We start from the raw sequence: 15372 nt of genomic DNA on the forward strand, positions 1-15372 counted from the left end.
ACCTGGCACGGACCTCCGCCGCCTCGCAAGCTCGGCAGCGGCGCGCTCAGACGTGCGTGTGCTCGCCCGGGCCGTTGACCTTGGTGCCCGGCAGGTCCTTGAGGTCGTAGGTGATCTCGAAGGTGCGCTGGTAGCCCGTGTGCGCGATCCGCCAGCCGTCCGGCGTACGCACGTAGCGATCGGAGTAGAAGGCCGCGCCCTCGAGCATGAACTGGAAGGCCGGGACGATCACCTTGTCCTGGAGGTACCAGTGCCCGGTGGCGGTGTCGCCGTCCACCTCGATCTCGGGGTGGTGCACCTGGTGCATGGTGAGGAAGCCCTCGCCCAGGTTGGTGCGCATGTAGTCGACCAGGGTGTCGCGGTCCTCGAAGAGCAGACCGTTGTAGTCGCCCGTCGCGTCCTGGAGGAAGCACTCCCGGAACCCGTCCCACGCCTTGGTGTCGAGGGAGCGCAGGTAGCGGTACTTGAGATGGCTGATAGCGGTGATGTCGTCCACAAAACTAGAACGTATTCCAGTTTTCGCCTGAGCGGCAGGAAACGTTTGACGCACTCGTAACGTGGGGTCAATCTCCCCGCGATCTGAACGATCCAATCTTGGTGGTGCGAGGCCGCCCCATCCACCGGTGGCAGCGCGACGAAACCCGACCACACACCGGATCTCGATCTTGGGAGGCACACATGGACGAGCGGAAGACCTTCGACATCGCGTACGACGAGCTGCTGGAGAAGCGGACCCAGCTCCGGCTGCGCCACGCTCAGGCGCTCACCTCGCTCATGGAGGAGCGGACCGACCTCCGGGGCGTCCACGCCCTCGCGGACCACTTCGACGACGCGGTGCGCTGGACCGCCTGACCCACCCGTCGAGGGTGGTCCCGGCCACCCGGGGCGTCGTTATAGTCGCGGCGTGATCTTCAAGCGCGTCGGTGACGGGAGGCCCTATCCCGATCACGGGCTGTCCTCCCGGGCCTGGGCGGCGGTGCCGCCACGTCAGGTTCGCCTCGACCAGCTGGTCACCACCAAGGACACGCTCCAGCTCGCCGCGCTGCTCGACGAGGACTCGACGTTCTACGGCGACCTGTTCGCCCACGTGATCGAGTGGCACGGCGAGCTCTACCTCGAGGACGGACTGCACCGCGCGCTGCGCGCCGCCCTGCAGCAGCGCAACGTGCTGCACGCTCGCGTCCACGTGCTGGAGGTGTGATGACCCGCGGCGCCCGGACGGCCGTGACGATCGCCGTGCTGTGCGTGCTCCTCGCCGTGGCCGCCGTCTGGGGCTGGCACGCCACGACCAAGCCGCTCCCGGGGAAGGTGGACAGCCCGATCTGCGTCGACACCTCCGTCGCCGCAGGGGACAAGGTCTTCCCCGAGCAGGTCACCGTCAGCGTCTACAACGCCGGCGACCGCGAGGGCCTGGCGGGGCGCACCATGCAGCTGCTCACCGACGCCGGCTTCGCCGAGGGCAAGAGCGGCAACGCCCCGGACGGCAAGGTCAGCGACGTCGCGATCTGGACCCAGGAGCCCGACAACCCGGCGGTGCTGCTGGTCGCGAGCCGGCTCGGGCCCGACGTGGACATCGTGGACAAGCCGGGGCAGGGCGCCGGGGTCACCGTCGTCGTCGGCGACGACTTCACCGACCTCGTCAAGGGACGGCGCGCGATCACCGCCGCCGCCGACAGCCAGATCTGCAGCCCACCCGTCGACTGACCGGTCGCTGCTCGGTCAGTGCCGTGGCGGCTCGCCGAGCCACTGGGCGAGCCGGCCGTGGGCGCTCACCTGGCGCAGCCGCTCCTCGGTCTGCTCGCGCTGCTTGCGCGGGGTCACGACCAGGAGGTCGTCGCCGTGGCGCAGGACGGTACGCCGCTCCGGCACCAACGACCTGCCTTCGCGGATCACCATCGACACCGACGAGCCCGCCGGCAGCCGGAGCTCGCCCACCTCGACCCCGTGCATCTGGGAGACGGGGCTGATCGTGACCTGCAGGAGGTCGGCGGCGATCCGCTCGAGCGGGGCAGCCTCCATCTCCAGCCCGCGGGGCTCGGAGCGGCGCGCCACCTTGAGCACGCGCGCGACCATCGGCAGGGTCGGACCGGTCAGCACCGTGTAGATGACGACCATCACGAACACGATGTCGAAGAGCTTGGTCGCGTCCTCGACACCCTCGGCGAGCGGGATCGTCGCCAGCACGATGGGGACCGCGCCCCGGAGTCCGGCCCAGGAGATGAAGCCCAGCTCGCGCCAGGGCAGTGGCTGCACGACCGAGCTGACGAGCACCGACAGCGGTCGCGCGAGCAGGGTGAGGATGAGCCCGGCCGCGATCGCGAGGCCGATCGTCGAGAGCGAGATCCGGCCCGGCGAGAGCAGCAGCCCGAGCATCACGAACAGCCCGATCTGGGCGAGCCAGGCGACGCCCTCCGCGAACGAGCGGGTCGCCGCCCGGTGCGGGAGCTCCTTGTTGCCGAGCACGAGCGCGCAGACGTAGACGGCGGCGAAGCCGGAGCCGTGGACGAACGCGGACGCGCCGTACGCCAGGAAGGCGAGCGTCAGCACGGCCAGCGGGTAGAGGCCGGACGACGGCAGCGCGGCGCGGCGCATCAGCCAGGCGCCACCGAATCCGACCCCGAGCCCGATCACCGTGCCGATCACGAGCTCGTAGGCAATGATCCCGAAGACGGCGAGGACGCCGTGCTCCGTCGCTGCTCCGGAGGACACCAACGTCACCAGCACGACCGTCGGGGCGTCGTTCAGGCCGGACTCGGCCTCGAGGGTGCCGGTGAGCTTGCGCGGCAACGGCACGACGCGCAGCACCGAGAACACCGCTGCGGCGTCGGTCGGCGACGTGAGCGCGCCGAGCAGCACCGAGAGCTCCCACGAGAGCCCGAGCAGGAAGTGCGCGGCGACCGCGACCACGGCGACCGAGACCGCGACGCCGATCGTCGCGAGCGACAGCCCGAGCCGGATCACCGGCCGCATCTCGCGCCACGGCGTCGACAGACCACCCTCGGCCAGGATGATCGCGAGCGCGAGGAAGCCGAGCGAGTGGGCGACCTCGGCGTTCTCGAAGTGGATGCCGAGGCCCTTCTCACCGAGGGCGACACCCATGAGGAGGTAGATCAGCAGGCTCGGCAGTCCCGCGCGGGAGGAGACGCGCACCGCCAAGATGGCGAGGAGGGTGACCGCGGAGCCCACCAGCACGAACGTGTCGAGCTGATGGACGTTGAACGACACGGTTCACCTCGGCGATCGTCGGGGCGGGAACGCAGTCTATCGGTGGCGGGACGGCCCGTTGACCGGGTCGCCTCCCATGGAATTGGAACTTGTTCTAGATTTGCGCCATGAGCTCCAGCGGTACCGCCCACGGCCTGGCCATCCCCGAGGTCCTCGACGCCAGCGTGCTGGCCGACGACACCCCGTCGTACGACGTCGTCGTGGTCGGTTTCGGCATCGCCGGCGGGTGCGCCGCGCTGGAGGCGGCCCGGGCCGGTGCGCGGGTGCTGCTGCTCGAGAAGGCGGCCGTCCACGGCGGCACCTCCTCGATGTCGGGCGGCCACTTCTACCTCGGCGGCGGCACCGCGGTGCAGGTCGCGACCGGCCACGAGGACTCCGCCGACGAGATGTACAAGTACCTCGTCGCGGTCTCGAAGGAGCCCGAGCACGACAAGATCCGCGTCTACTGCGACGACTCGGTCGAGCACTTCGACTGGCTCGAGGCGCTGGGCTTCGAGTTCGAGCGCTCCTACTACCCCGAGAAGGCAGTGATCCAGCCGGGCACCCAGGGGCTGATGTTCACCGGCAACGAGAAGGTGTGGCCGTTCAAGCAGGAGGCGGTGCCCGCGCCGCGGGGCCACAAGGTGCCGGTGCCGGGTGACACCGAGGGCACCAAGATGGTGATGGACCTGCTGCGCGCGCGGGTCGAGGAAGCGGGCGTCGAGGTCCGCTACGAGACCGGGGTGACGAACCTCGTGGTCGCCGACGGCGCTGTCGTCGGCGTGGGGTGGAAGTCCTTCGAGCAGACCGGCCTGATCGCCGCGTCGGCCGTCATCGTCGCTGCGGGCGGCTTCGTGATGAACCCGGACATGGTCGCGGAGTACACGCCGTCGCTGGCCGAGAAGCCCTTCACGCTCGGCTCGACGTACGACGACGGCCTGGGCATCCGGCTCGGTGCGTCGGTCGGCGCGGAGCTCAAGCACATGGAGGAGCCGTTCATCACCGCGCCCTTCTACCCGCCGTCGGCGCTGATGACCGGCTTCCTGGTCAACTCGTCCGGGGAACGGTTCGTGGCCGAGGACTGCTACCACTCGCGGACGTCGCAGTTCGTGATGGAGCAGCCGGACCACACGGCGTACCTCATCGTCGACAGCGAGCACGTGGAGTACCCCAAGTTCCCGCTGGTGCCGCTGATCGACGGCTTCGAGACGATCGAGGAGCTGGAGACCTCGTTGGGGCTGCCGGCAGGATCGGTCGCGAAGACGCTGGAGCGCTACAACGAGATGGCCGCGGCGGGCGAAGACCTCGACTTCCACAAGGGTGCCGAGTGGCTCGCACCCCAGGCCACCGGGCCGTGGGCGGTCTTCGACCTGCGGCTCGGCAAGGCGATCTACGCCGGCTTCACCCTCGGCGGCATCCGCACGTCGGTCGACGCCGAGGCGCTGCGTGCCGACGGCTCGGTCATCCCGGGCCTGTACGCCGCCGGGGCGTGTGCGTCCAACATCGCCCAGGACGGCAAGGGCTACTGCTCCGGCACCCAGCTCGGCGAGGGGTCGTTCTTCGGGCGCCGGGCTGGTCGGCACGCCGCAGGAATACCCGGTTAACCGGGTATTCATGGACTTCTGGGGCGTTGCAACACCCCAGAAGTGCGGCAATACCCGGTGAACCGGGTATTCCGACACCCGTACGCTCGCCCCATGACCGACCGGTTCCAGGTGGCGTCGCGCGCCAACGTCCCGCCGTTTCACGTGATGGACCTGCTGGCGGCGGCGACGACCCGGCAGCGCACGCACGGCGACCTGCTCAACCTGCTGGCCGGCCAGCCCATGACGGGCGCTCCCGGTCCGGTCCGCGAGGAGGCCAAGCGGCTGCTCGACTCGGGTGACGCGCTGGGCTACACGCCGGCTGCGGGCGTGCTCGAGCTCCGCGAGGCGATCGCCACCCATCACAAGCGGATGCACGGGATCGACGTCGACCCGGACGAGGTCGTGGTGACGACCGGCAGCAGCGGCGGGTTCCTGCTCGCGTTCCTCGCGGCGTTCGAGGTCGGCGACCGGGTGGCGATGGCCCGCCCCGGCTACCCCTGCTACCGCAACGTCCTGGCCGCGCTCGGCTGCGAGGTGGTCGAGATCCCGACCGGCCCGGAGACCCGCTTCCAGCCGACCGTCGAGCAGCTGGCCGAGCTGAAGGACATCAAGGGCCTCGTCGTCGCCAGCCCGGCCAACCCCACCGGGACGATGCTGCTCCCGAGCGAGCTGGCCGCGCTCGCGACGTACTGCGAGGAGCAGCAGATCCAGCTGATCTCCGACGAGATCTACCACGGGATCGAGTACGCCCCGTTCTCGACAGGGGAGCCCCACCTCGCCCGCAGTGCCTGGGAGACCAGCCGCGAGGCGGTCGTCTTCTCCAGCTTCAGCAAGTACTTCTCCATGACCGGCTGGCGGATCGGCTGGATGCTCGTCCCCGACCGGCTCCGGCGCGCGGTCGACATCCTCACCGGCAACTTCACGATCTGCCCGCCGGTGCTCGCGCAGTGGGCGAGCATCGCGGCCTTCAGCGACCCGTCGTACGTCGAGCTCGACGGCCACGTCGCGCGCTACGCCGACAACCGGGAGCGACTGCTCGACGGCCTGCCCCGGCTCGGGATCACCGAGCTCGCCCCGGCCGACGGCGCGTTCTACGTGTACGCCGACGTCGGCCACCTGACCGACGACACGATGCGGTTCTGCCACGAGATGCTGGCGACCACCGGGGTCGCGATGGCGCCGGGGATCGACTTCGACACCGTCGACGGCAGCAGGTTCGTCCGGCTCAGCTTCGCGGGCCCCGGTGCCGAGATCGACGAGGCTCTCAGGCGGCTGTCCACAGCCCTCGACCGCTGACGTTTCTCCACAGCCGCTCGTCGGCGACGCTCCTCGGCAACCAACCCGAGGGGGCGACATGTACGGAGATCCGGACGCCATCCGTGGCCTGGCCCGCGCGCTGCGCGACCGCGCCGACGAGATCCGCGACCACGCAGCGCGACTGTCCGCGAGCGCGGTCGAGGTGCCGTGGGAGGGGTGCGCCGCCGACGCGATGCGCCACCACCTCCGGGACCAGGTCGGCGCGCTCTTCCGCACCGCCCGGCTCCACGACGACGCTGCCGAGGCGCTCGACCGGCACGCCCGCGAGGTCGAGCGGCTCCAGGACCTGATCGCGGCGATCGAACGTCGTGCGTTGCACCTGCTCGATGCCGCCCGCGACACGATCACCGGCCTGGTCGACAAGGTCACCGGCGACGACCTGCTCGACCGGTTCGTGCCACCCCCACCCGGCAGCCGCGAGTGGCTCACCGTCGACCTGCAGGCCCTCGCATGAGCGCCGACATCGCCGACGTCCGGGGCGGAGTCGCCGGCGTCGCTGCGACGTACGACGCCGTGCGGGCCCTCGCCGACACCTGCGACGCGGCCGGCAGCGTGCTGCGCGGCTGGGCCGGCCTCGGCGCGCGGGTCATGGCCGACCCCGACCTCGTCGCCTCCGCGATCCTCTCGCCGCTGACCTTCGCCGAGGCGGAGCACGCCGTGGTCGCGGCGACGACCGGACCCGACGGCCTGCTGCCGGAGTCCCTGGGCTGGGAGGCCGATGCGGCGCTGGTGCGTTGCGCGGTCGACCGCCTCCAGCTGGCGGACGCGCTCGTCAGCGCCACGGTCGGCTCGCTCGACCGCGAGGTCTGCCTGGCCGTCGTACCCGCCGCCCTCGGCATCGCAGCCGTCCTCGGGCCCGACGCCCTCGAGGACCAGGTCGTCGCCCATCCCGGCCTCGTCCAGCACGCCGTCCACGGCGCCGGCGCGGGCACGACCGGAGCCCTGCTCGCCCTGGCGTACGGCGACGACGGCACGCCCCGGACCACCGCCCGTCCCGACCTCGTCGTGCCGTCCGGCGGCGAGCAGCCCCACGACCTCACCGGCCTGATCGACCACCTCCACCAGGTCGCACTCTTCTCCCAGGGGCCGGACTCCCCCGACAACGGCACCATCGAGATCCAGTCGTACGACGCCGGGACGGACGGGGCGCGCCACGTCGTCTACCTGCCCGGCACCGACGACCTGGCGACGTTGCCGTGGACCAAGGACGACGACATCCGCGACCTGCCCACCGACCTGCGCTCCGACGCGGGTCTGCCGACCGGCTACCAGCAGGGCATCCTCGACGCGATGCACCAGGCCGGCATCGGACCGCACGAGCCCGTCCTGCTCGTCGGTCACTCGCTCGGCGGCATGGACGCGGCGGCGCTCGCGAGCCACGCGCACGGCTTCGACATCACCAACGTGGTCACGGCGGGATCACCCACCGCACAGGTCCACGGCTTCCCCGAGGGCACCCACGTGCTGTCGCTGGAGCACCAGGGCGACATCGTGCCGACGCTCGACGGCGCACCCAACCCGGACACCGTCGGCCAGGTGACCGTGACCTTCGAGGACGGGGGCACGAGCATCGTCGACCACCACGACTACGGGCACTACCTCGCGGGCGCCGCAGCGGTCGACGCATCGACGGATCCGTCCGTGGTCGAACAGCTCGACAGCCTGTCCACACACGGGTTCCTGGCCACCGACGGACGGCCGCCGAGTGTGACCAGTCACGTCTTCCAGGTCGTCCGCGCACGGTGAGAGCGCGTTTCACGAGGAGTGGTTGGGGGCATGCGACGAGACATGTACGGCGAGACCGAGGTGATGCGCAGGCGCTCGGGAGAGCTCCGCGAGCAGGGTGTCGACCTGCGCGCGCTGGCCGACCGGCTGGTCGCCCAGACCGAGGGCGCTCGGTGGACCGGCCGCGCCGCGGCCGCCCTCGGCGAGCGGATCCGCGAGCGGGCCAGCCGGCTGCGCGACCTCGCCGGTCGACACGACACCGCAGCTGACTCGCTCGACGCGCACGTGGTCGAGGTCGAACGGCTCAAGGACGCGATCGCCGGCATCGAGCGCAAGGCCGACTCCCTCGTCGCCGACGCCCACACCCGCATCGCTCGCACCGACGCCGCCACGCACGACGTACGCATCGCGCCGGCTCCCGAAGACGCACTGCTGGCTGCCTTCACCCGACCGCCCGCGGGCCACCGAGACTGGCTCTCGGTCGAGCTCCCCGGGCTCTGAGGACCCATGCCGACCATCGACCTGGGCGCACCGCCGCCCACCCGCCGTCACGCACCCGGCACGCTTCCGGCCCTCCCCCGGCGGATCACGGTGACGCTGCCCGAGCTGTGCCTGGTCGCCGAGCGCGCCGGCGGCGCTCCCCTGCCCTTCGAGGTCTCCGACCCCACCACTGCCGACGCCACGGGTCTCGGCGGGCGGCTCGGCGTCTCCCCGGCGGCCGTCGACGCCGAGGCGTACGCCGCGGCCCGCAGCGCGCTCCACGACCCGCAGTCGTCGCTCTCGCGCCGTGGCCTGCTCGTCGACACCGTCCTCGACGAGGGCCTGCTCGGCGCGGTCGGGCTGCTCGCGAAGGCAGACGTCGCCGTCGACCTCGACGTCCGAGCCGGCACCTCGCGCGTGGTCGCGTGGCACCGCCAGCGCGGCGGCGCGGTGGCCTCGCTCGCGACCGCCGACGGACTCGTCTACGAGATCGCCTGGTTCGCCAGCGACCAGTGGGCCGGCGAGCTGGCCCGCGTCGCCCGGCTCCCCGAGGACGTCGCGCTCCGCAGCTCCGTCGTCCCCGACCGCGCCGACCTGCCCTACGAGCTGCTCGACGCGGCCGTCGAGGCCGGCCGCACCGGCCGCAGCGACCTGCTCTCCGTGCTGGTCTCCGACCTGAGCGTGATCACCGTGCTCACTGCTCTCACCAGTGAGTCGCAGGGGCGGCTCCGGGCGATGGTCGCCGACGTGTCGGGCGACGACACCTCCGTCGTGGGCGTCGTGTCCTGGGTGCTGCTCGCCGACGGCTGGCGAGCCCTGCGGCCACGACGCGCTGACGGTGTCGACCGCGTGGTCGTCGACCGCGTCGAGCCTGCCGACCTGGCGAGGGAGCTCGCGCCCGTCCTCGCCGAGGTGAAGCGATGACCTCCCTCGACGAGCGCTACGACGAGATGCTCCGACTGGCCGACCTCTTCGACGCGGCCGGTGCTGACATGCGCACGCGCGCCGGGCTCGGGGAGCAGCTGACCCGCGACCCGGCGGTCGCCGAGTCGGCGGAGCTCGCGCCCGCGACCTACGCCCGCTTCGACGACGACGTCCGCGCGGCCACGACCGGACAGGACGGGCTCCTGTCCCGGTCGGCCGAGCTCGACGCCGACGCGCTGGTGGTGCGCGCGACCGTGCTCACCTACCGCTGGATCGACCAGCTGCGGGACGCCGCCTACCGCACCATCGGCTCGGTCGCCGGCCGCGCGCTCGGCTACCTCGCGCCCGAGGTCGCCCTCGGCGGCGCGGTCGTCTCCGCCGGACTGATCGAGACCGACGCGCTCGACCGCGACGGCGTCACGGCCTATCTCGACGAGCTCGCCGCCAACAACCCCGAGCTGATGGAGCACGCCACCAGCGGAGGTGGCCTGCTCGACGGGCTGCAGATGCGCTCGCTGCTCACCTCGCCGGCCCTGGCCGCCGACTCCGGACCGTCGGCAGCGCGCGGCGGGCTGGCGGCGATCGGCGTGCTGCCGTTCACGATCGACCTGGGCGCGGCGTTGCGCGACGTCGCCGGAGGGGTCGTCGACCCACCGCCTCCTGACGGCCCTGACGACCCGGACGGCGGCGACGAGGCCCCCGGCGACCGGCCGCCCGGCCTCGAGGGCCTGATGACCACGCTGTTCTCGCAGACCCGCGCGATCGGCGTCGACCACGTGGCGCCGGGGCGCTACATCGTCTACCTGCCCGGTCCCCACGGTCGGTCGGGCTCCGGCCTGCGCCTCGTCGGCGGTGACCACGTGCCGTACGCCGAGCGGGTGGAGCGCGCGATCGAGGTCGCCGTACGCCAGCACGACGACGGCCCTGCCCACGTGATGCTCGTCGGCTGCGCCCAGGGTGGCCCGACCGCTCTCGACATCGCCGGCATGGCCGAGTCCGAGCTCTTCGACGTCGACCGGGTCGTCACGGCGGGCGCCCCGTCGGCCCTGGTGCCGCGCGTCCCGAAGGACACCCGGATGCTGTCGATCGAGGACCGCGACGACCCCGTCGCGCTGCTCGGCTCACTCGTCAACGCAGCGGCCGACAATCGGCTGACCGTGGTGTTCGACGGCGCCGAGATCGAGGGGACCGAGCGCTACATCGCCGGGGCCCGGGTGGCCGACCGCTCCGACCACCCCGACCTGCGCGCCGAGCTCGACGCGATGCGGGAGGACGGTTACCTGCACTAGCCGGTGCGGTTCACTGGTTCCGTGGCCGCACACGAGCAGCGCTGGGGCACGGCGCACCTGGACGACGGCACCGAGATCGCCTACGCGCTCACCGGCAGCGGGCCTCTCCTGCTGGTGGTGCCGGGATGGCTGAGCCACCTCGAGCTCGGCTGGTCGATCCCGGCGGAGCGCATGTTCCACGAGGCGTTGTCGTCGGGCCGGACGCTGGTGCGCTACGACCGCCCGGGCTGCGGTCTCTCCGGTCCCTACGAGGGTCCCCGCACCATGGCGCTGGAGCTGGCCACCCTCCGCGCGGTGACCGAGGCGCTCGACGCCTCCCGCTTCGACCTGTTCGGCTGGTCGCTCGGCGCCGCCGTGGCCGCGCAGTGGGCGGCCGAGCGGCCCGAGACCGTCTCGACGCTGGTCCTCTACGGCGGCTGGGCGACCGGCGCCGCGATCGGTGACGACGACAGCCGACGCCACGTGCTCGGCCTGCTCGCCACCCACTGGGGACTCGGCTCGGACCTGCTCACCGATGTGTTCGCACCGGACACGGACGCCGGGACGCGGCGCGCCCTGGCGCAGTACCAGCGCGCCGCCTCCTCGGCCGACACCGCGGTCGCGCTCCTCGGGCTCGCCTACGACCTGGACGTGCGCCCCGCGCTTGCGGAGATCACCGCGCCGACCCTGGTGCTGCACCGGTCGCACGACCGCGCCGCCCCGATCGCTCAGGGCAGGGCGCTCGCCGAGGCGATCCCCACCGCCGAGCTGGTCGAGCTCGAGGGCCGCTCCCACCTCCCGGCCCTGGGCGACGCCGACGCGGTGGTCGACCAGGTCCGCCGATTCCTCGGGCTGCCGCGCCTGCGACGTGCCGTGCCCACCGGCCTCACCCCCCGCCAGCTGGAGGTCGCGGCGCTCGTGGCGGACGGCCTCACCAACCGGGAGCTGGCCGACCGTCTCGGCATCTCCGAGCGGTCGGCCGAGTCCCACCTCGAGCGGATCCGGCTGCGGCTCGACTTCCGGTCCCGGGCCCAGGTGGCCGCCTGGTACGTCGCCCGCGAGCCGGGCAAGTGAGGTAGTTCCACGCCTGCGCCGGGTGGTCGGACCGCCCGAGCATGAGGGCATGACCCGATTCCTCTCCGCCGTCGCCTGGGCCGGCTTCAACGCCGTCATGGCGTGGACCGTCCTCTTCCTCGCCGACGTCGTGGTGCCGCGGACCGTCGACGGCCCCGCCCGGACCGGCACCGCGGCCGCGGTGGGCACCGACCTCGCCCTCCTGCTTCTCTTCGCCGTCCAGCACTCGCTGATGGCCCGCCCCGGCGTCAAGGCGGTCCTCCGTCGCTGGGTCCCGACTCGCCTCGAGCGCACGACGTACGTGCTCGCCACCGACCTCTGCCTGGCCCTGCTCCTCCTGCTCTGGCAACCCTTCGGCGGCGAGGTCTGGCACGTCGAGGGACCGGCCGCCGTCGTGCTCTGGGTCCTGTGCGGTGCCGGCTGGCTGCTGGCCGTCGCCGCGACGTACGCCGTGGACCACTTCGAGCTGACCGGCCTGCGTCAGGCCGGCTGGTTGGGGCCGCGCGCGGCGAGCGACGAGCTGCAGGTCGGTGGGATGTACGCCGTGGTGCGGCACCCGCTGATGACCGGGCTGCTCCTGGCCTTCTGGGCGACACCGCACCTGGGCGCCTCGCACCTGCTCTTCGCCGCCGGCGCGAGCGCCTACGTCGCCATCGGCATCCACTTCGAGGAGCGCGACCTGCGACGGACGTTCGGTCAGGCGTACGACGACTACGCAGCGCGCGTCCCCGCCCTCGTCCCCGGTCTGCCCCGGCGCCGGGCCTACGTCTAGAGGATGTCGTGGACGAACTCCTGGAGCTGCACCAGGTTGCGGCACTCGACCATCGGCACGACCTCGCCGTACCTCGTCGCGACGGAGTCGCCGGTGTCCCAGTGGCGCCGGTGCTCGGGGTTGAGCCACCACGCGTGCTTCGAGGACCCGGCCAGCCGCTTGAGGACGTCGAGCTGCAGGTCGGCGTAGTTGGACCGGGCGTCGCCGAGGATCAGCAGCGACGACTTGGGGCCGAGCGCGTCGGCGTACGACTCCTCGAACTTCACGAGCGCGCGGCCGTAGTTGGTCCGTCCCCACAGGGCGGCGTGGGCGGTGCTGGCGGCGAGGTCGGCCATCACGTCGGCCACGTCGGCGCCCGGCTTGAAGTGCTCGGTCACCTCGTGGACGTGGTCGATGAAGGTGAACGCGCGGACCTTCTCGAACTGGTCGCGCAGCGCGTAGACGAGCAGCAGCGTGAACTGCGCGAAGTTGGCGACCGACCCGCTCACGTCGCAGAGCACGACCAGCTCGGTGCGGTGCGGACGCTTCGGCTTGTGGTGGGTGACGAGCGGGACGCCGCCGGTGGAGATCGAGGCGCGGACCGTACGCCGGAAGTCGAGCGGACCGCGCCGCTTCGCATGGTGCTCCTGGGTGAGCCGCGTCGCGAGCCGCCGGGCGAGCGGGTAGATCTCGCGCCGCATCTCCTCGAGGTCGGACTTGCGCGCAGCGGTGAAGTCGAGCCGGTCGATGGACGGGCGGATCGCCACGTTGGCGACGTGCTCGGGCCCCTTCTCCTCGGCGATCCGTCGGCGCGCGTCGGCCTCGACCATCGAGGTGAACGAGCCGATCCGGCGGCCGGCCTCGCGGCGTGCCTCCTCGTCGAGGCGACCGTCGGCCATCAGCGCCTGCACGATCTTGTCGACGAGCTCGGACGGCGAGACCCGTTGCAGGGCGGTGTACGCCGACCACGACGAGAGACCCGGTCCGCGACCGGGCATCGCCCCGAAGCGGGCCACCATCTCAGCGGCCATCTCCAGCAACGCCTGCTGGTCGCCCTCGGCCAGTGCGTCGAGCAGCTGGTCGCGGAACCCGGCCAGCGCCTCGGCGTTGTCGCGCACCCCCGGGTCGGTGTCGTCACCCTCGTCGCGCTGACCGGCCACGCCGTCGCCGACCATCCGCGGGAAGTAGACGTCGAAGAGCGCGTCGAAGGTCGGTCGCTGCGACTGCTTCTTCACCAGCGTGGCGGCGTACCCCGCCTGGACGACCGACCGGTCGTCCCAGTCGAGCGCGGAGAGCGCGGCCACCGCGTCGAGGTCCTCGGCGAGCGACACCGACAGCCCGGCGGCGCGGAGCGCCTCCAGGAAGGAGATGTGACGGTCGACGAGTCCGGAGGTCATGAGCGGAGCCGCAGCTCCTTGATCGCCCGCTGCTGGTCGGACACGTGCTTGAGCACGACGCCGAGGGTGTCGGCGATCGCCTTCTCGTCGAGCTCGCCGATCTCCAGCGAGACCAGGGTGCGCGCCCAGTCGACCGACTCGGCGATCGACGGCGCCTTCTTGAGGTCCAGGTCGCGCAGGCGACCGATCGTGGCGACCAGCTGGCCGGCCACGCGGTCGTCGAGGTCGGGCACCTGCGAGGTGACGATCTCGCGCTCGCGCTCGGCATCGGGGTACTCCAGGTGGAGGTAGAGGCACCGCCGCTTGACGGCCTCGGAGAGCTCCCGGCTGGCGTTGGAGGTCAGCACCACGAAGGGGCGGCGTACGGCGGAGACGGTGCCGAGCTCGGGGATCGTCACCTGGAAGTCGGAGAGCACCTCGAGCAGCAGCCCCTCGACCTCGACGTCGGTCTTGTCGACCTCGTCGATGAGCAGCACGGTCGGCTCCTCGCGCCGGATCGCGGTGAGCAGCGGCCGGGTCAGCAGGAACTCGTCGGTGAAGATGTCGTCGTGGGTCTCCGACCAGGTCTGGTCGTCGCCCTGGGACGACTGGATGCGCAGCAGCTGCTTCTTGTAGTTCCACTCGTAGAGCGCACGGGCCTCGTCGAGACCCTCGTAGCACTGGAGCCGGACCAGCTCGGCGTTCGTCACCGTCGCGACGGCCTTGGCCAGCTCGGTCTTGCCGACACCGGCTGGTCCCTCGACCAGCAACGGCTTCTCGAGAGCGCCGGCGAGGTAGGCCGTCGTCGCGGTCGCCGGGTCGGCGAGGTAGCCCGCCTCCGCGAGGCGGGCGGCGGCGTCGTCGGGCGAGGAGAACCAGGAGCTCGGCTGCGGCATGTGACCATCCTCGCTCATCGAGGTGCGTCACCTCGCGGTGCCCACCGTCGTTTATGGAACATGTTCTACCGACCGACCCGCACCGTGCGGCTGACCCTGACCGCGGCGAAGGCCGCCGTCGTGGCGGCGATCGTCGCCGTGGGGCTGCTCAGCTCCACGGGCGGGAGCACGCCGGTCGGGCAGCAGTCGCGGTACGTCGTCGACCAGCCCACCGCGGTGGAGCGCCTCGTGGCGCGGCACCACTGCTCGCCGAGCGGGTTCGGCTCCTCCGCGCAGCCGCGGTCCGCGATCGTCCGCTCGGCAGGGGGCACGCTCCGCTACGTCGACTTCGAGACCGGCTGGGAGGTCTACACCCGCCACGGCGCCGCGACCCTGGTCGCGGTGTGCCTGGACGACCCGCCCGCGCGGGGCTGAGGCGTAGACCACGCGGGGCGGACGGTTGGCGATCCGGCGAACTGGGTACGACGACCGGCGATGAGCATCAACGCTGACACCCAAGACCAGGCCGGTTCCCCCGCGGCAGCCCGCCTGCTCGAGATCACCGCCCGCGAGACCGATGAGTGGCGCGCCGAGGCCAGGCGCGACGCGGACGCGATCTTGGCCTCCGCCCGCGAGGAGTCCGAACGTCTGTTGGAGTCGGCGCGCCTCGAGGTCGCACACCTGCGACAGCTGGCGACCGAGCACCGCGAGCAGATGCGGCAGCACCTCACCGACATGCTCGGCCGGGTCGAGGCCTCGCCGAGCGGCGACGACCGCTAGCCACCTCGGGCG

The 15372-nt window shown here is 72.0% G+C and carries 18 protein-coding genes; 14 read left to right on the forward strand and 4 right to left on the reverse strand.

Going from position 1 to position 15372, the window contains the following annotated elements; all coding sequences use genetic code 11:
• Nucleotides 1–46: 46 nt before the first annotated feature.
• Nucleotides 47–496, reverse strand: a complete 450-nt coding sequence (locus tag ABLE68_RS06600) for a nuclear transport factor 2 family protein (RefSeq protein WP_348870518.1) — start codon at nt 494–496, stop codon at nt 47–49.
• A 182-nt stretch (nt 497–678) separates the two neighbouring features.
• Here ABLE68_RS06600 and ABLE68_RS06605 point away from each other — a divergent pair, with 182 nt between their 5' ends.
• Genes ABLE68_RS06605 through ABLE68_RS06615 form a run of 3 tightly spaced genes read left to right on the forward strand, consistent with a single transcriptional unit; the run spans nt 679 to nt 1704 of the window.
• Entirely contained in the window at nt 679–852 is a 174-nt protein-coding gene (locus ABLE68_RS06605; protein ID WP_348870519.1) for a hypothetical protein, read from the forward strand.
• 52 nt (nt 853–904) lie between these two features.
• A complete protein-coding gene (locus ABLE68_RS06610) occupies nt 905–1201 on the forward strand; it encodes a type II toxin-antitoxin system VapB family antitoxin (RefSeq protein WP_348870520.1) in 297 nt (98 codons plus the stop codon).
• Nucleotides 1201–1704 (forward strand): LytR C-terminal domain-containing protein, encoded by a 504-nt coding sequence (locus tag ABLE68_RS06615; protein WP_348870521.1) that lies wholly within the window; start codon nt 1201–1203, stop codon nt 1702–1704. Before ABLE68_RS06610 ends, ABLE68_RS06615 begins: the two co-directional genes overlap by 1 nt.
• A 15-nt stretch (nt 1705–1719) precedes the next feature.
• Here the strand turns inward: ABLE68_RS06615 and ABLE68_RS06620 are convergent, their stop codons facing one another.
• On the reverse strand, nt 1720–3225 hold the full coding sequence (locus ABLE68_RS06620; protein WP_348870522.1) for a potassium/proton antiporter: 1506 nt from the start codon (nt 3223–3225) through the stop codon (nt 1720–1722).
• Between the two features lie 107 nt (nt 3226–3332).
• Here ABLE68_RS06620 and ABLE68_RS06625 point away from each other — a divergent pair, with 107 nt between their 5' ends.
• The 9 genes from ABLE68_RS06625 (at nt 3333) to ABLE68_RS06665 (ending at nt 12350) form a co-directional block, all read left to right on the forward strand.
• Nucleotides 3333–4808 carry an FAD-binding protein gene (locus tag ABLE68_RS06625; RefSeq protein WP_348870523.1) on the forward strand — a complete coding sequence of 492 codons (1476 nt, stop codon included), beginning with the start codon at nt 3333–3335 and terminating at the stop codon, nt 4806–4808.
• 93 nt (nt 4809–4901) lie between these two features.
• The gene (locus ABLE68_RS06630; protein ID WP_348870524.1) at nt 4902–6086 is read left to right on the forward strand and encodes a pyridoxal phosphate-dependent aminotransferase; all 1185 of its coding nucleotides are present in this window, start codon (nt 4902–4904) and stop codon (nt 6084–6086) included.
• A gap of 58 nt (nt 6087–6144) precedes the next feature.
• Complete coding sequence (locus ABLE68_RS06635) at nt 6145–6561, forward strand: WXG100 family type VII secretion target (protein ID WP_348870525.1); 417 nt, start codon at nt 6145–6147, stop codon at nt 6559–6561.
• Entirely contained in the window at nt 6558–7853 is a 1296-nt protein-coding gene (locus ABLE68_RS06640) for an alpha/beta hydrolase family protein (protein WP_348870526.1), read from the forward strand. Before ABLE68_RS06635 ends, ABLE68_RS06640 begins: the two co-directional genes overlap by 4 nt.
• A 30-nt stretch (nt 7854–7883) precedes the next feature.
• A complete protein-coding gene (locus tag ABLE68_RS06645; protein ID WP_348870527.1) occupies nt 7884–8333 on the forward strand; it encodes a hypothetical protein in 450 nt (149 codons plus the stop codon).
• A 6-nt stretch (nt 8334–8339) separates the two neighbouring features.
• Complete coding sequence (locus ABLE68_RS06650; protein WP_348870528.1) at nt 8340–9236, forward strand: hypothetical protein; 897 nt, start codon at nt 8340–8342, stop codon at nt 9234–9236.
• Nucleotides 9233–10525, forward strand: a complete 1293-nt coding sequence (locus ABLE68_RS06655; protein WP_348870529.1) for a hypothetical protein — start codon at nt 9233–9235, stop codon at nt 10523–10525. The genes ABLE68_RS06650 and ABLE68_RS06655 overlap by 4 nt, the downstream gene beginning before the upstream one ends.
• Nucleotides 10526–10546: 21 nt before the next feature.
• Nucleotides 10547–11578, forward strand: a complete 1032-nt coding sequence (locus tag ABLE68_RS06660; RefSeq protein ID WP_348870530.1) for an alpha/beta fold hydrolase — start codon at nt 10547–10549, stop codon at nt 11576–11578.
• A gap of 49 nt (nt 11579–11627) precedes the next feature.
• Nucleotides 11628–12350 carry a methyltransferase family protein gene (locus ABLE68_RS06665; RefSeq protein ID WP_348870531.1) on the forward strand — a complete coding sequence of 241 codons (723 nt, stop codon included), beginning with the start codon at nt 11628–11630 and terminating at the stop codon, nt 12348–12350.
• Here the strand turns inward: ABLE68_RS06665 and ABLE68_RS06670 are convergent.
• Together ABLE68_RS06670 and ABLE68_RS06675 are read right to left on the reverse strand one after the other, a co-directional pair.
• Nucleotides 12347–13726: a vWA domain-containing protein gene (locus ABLE68_RS06670; protein WP_348870532.1), complete on the reverse strand. Its 1380-nt coding sequence runs from the start codon at nt 13724–13726 to the stop codon at nt 12347–12349. The genes ABLE68_RS06665 and ABLE68_RS06670 overlap by 4 nt on opposite strands.
• The gene (locus tag ABLE68_RS06675; RefSeq protein ID WP_348870533.1) at nt 13723–14601 is read right to left on the reverse strand and encodes an AAA family ATPase; all 879 of its coding nucleotides are present in this window, start codon (nt 14599–14601) and stop codon (nt 13723–13725) included. Before ABLE68_RS06675 ends, ABLE68_RS06670 begins: the two co-directional genes overlap by 4 nt.
• A 60-nt stretch (nt 14602–14661) precedes the next feature.
• Between ABLE68_RS06675 and ABLE68_RS06680 the strand changes: the two genes are divergently transcribed.
• Both ABLE68_RS06680 and ABLE68_RS06685 read left to right on the forward strand, forming a co-directional pair.
• A complete protein-coding gene (locus tag ABLE68_RS06680) occupies nt 14662–15015 on the forward strand; it encodes a hypothetical protein (protein WP_348870534.1) in 354 nt (117 codons plus the stop codon).
• A gap of 60 nt (nt 15016–15075) precedes the next feature.
• Nucleotides 15076–15360 (forward strand): hypothetical protein, encoded by a 285-nt coding sequence (locus tag ABLE68_RS06685; RefSeq protein ID WP_348870535.1) that lies wholly within the window; start codon nt 15076–15078, stop codon nt 15358–15360.
• The last annotated feature ends 12 nt before the right edge of the window (nt 15361–15372 follow it).

The sequence above is a fragment of the Nocardioides pollutisoli genome, assembly GCF_040045055.1.
GTDB lineage: Bacteria > Actinomycetota > Actinomycetes > Propionibacteriales > Nocardioidaceae > Nocardioides > Nocardioides tweenelious.

Coding starts and splice junctions, on each gene's coding strand:
- ABLE68_RS06640 (WP_348870526.1), top strand. CDS start 6,558: ATGAGCGCCGACATCGCCGACGTCCGGGGCGGAGTCGCCGGCGTCGCT.
- ABLE68_RS06670 (WP_348870532.1), bottom strand. CDS start 13,726: ATGACCTCCGGACTCGTCGACCGTCACATCTCCTTCCTGGAGGCGCTC.
- ABLE68_RS06680 (WP_348870534.1), top strand. CDS start 14,662: ATGTTCTACCGACCGACCCGCACCGTGCGGCTGACCCTGACCGCGGCG.
- ABLE68_RS06655 (WP_348870529.1), top strand. CDS start 9,233: ATGACCTCCCTCGACGAGCGCTACGACGAGATGCTCCGACTGGCCGAC.
- ABLE68_RS06665 (WP_348870531.1), top strand. CDS start 11,628: ATGACCCGATTCCTCTCCGCCGTCGCCTGGGCCGGCTTCAACGCCGTC.
- ABLE68_RS06625 (WP_348870523.1), top strand. CDS start 3,333: ATGAGCTCCAGCGGTACCGCCCACGGCCTGGCCATCCCCGAGGTCCTC.
- ABLE68_RS06645 (WP_348870527.1), top strand. CDS start 7,884: ATGCGACGAGACATGTACGGCGAGACCGAGGTGATGCGCAGGCGCTCG.
- ABLE68_RS06675 (WP_348870533.1), bottom strand. CDS start 14,601: ATGCCGCAGCCGAGCTCCTGGTTCTCCTCGCCCGACGACGCCGCCGCC.
- ABLE68_RS06630 (WP_348870524.1), top strand. CDS start 4,902: ATGACCGACCGGTTCCAGGTGGCGTCGCGCGCCAACGTCCCGCCGTTT.
- ABLE68_RS06605 (WP_348870519.1), top strand. CDS start 679: ATGGACGAGCGGAAGACCTTCGACATCGCGTACGACGAGCTGCTGGAG.
- ABLE68_RS06635 (WP_348870525.1), top strand. CDS start 6,145: ATGTACGGAGATCCGGACGCCATCCGTGGCCTGGCCCGCGCGCTGCGC.
- ABLE68_RS06615 (WP_348870521.1), top strand. CDS start 1,201: ATGACCCGCGGCGCCCGGACGGCCGTGACGATCGCCGTGCTGTGCGTG.
- ABLE68_RS06650 (WP_348870528.1), top strand. CDS start 8,340: ATGCCGACCATCGACCTGGGCGCACCGCCGCCCACCCGCCGTCACGCA.
- ABLE68_RS06685 (WP_348870535.1), top strand. CDS start 15,076: ATGAGCATCAACGCTGACACCCAAGACCAGGCCGGTTCCCCCGCGGCA.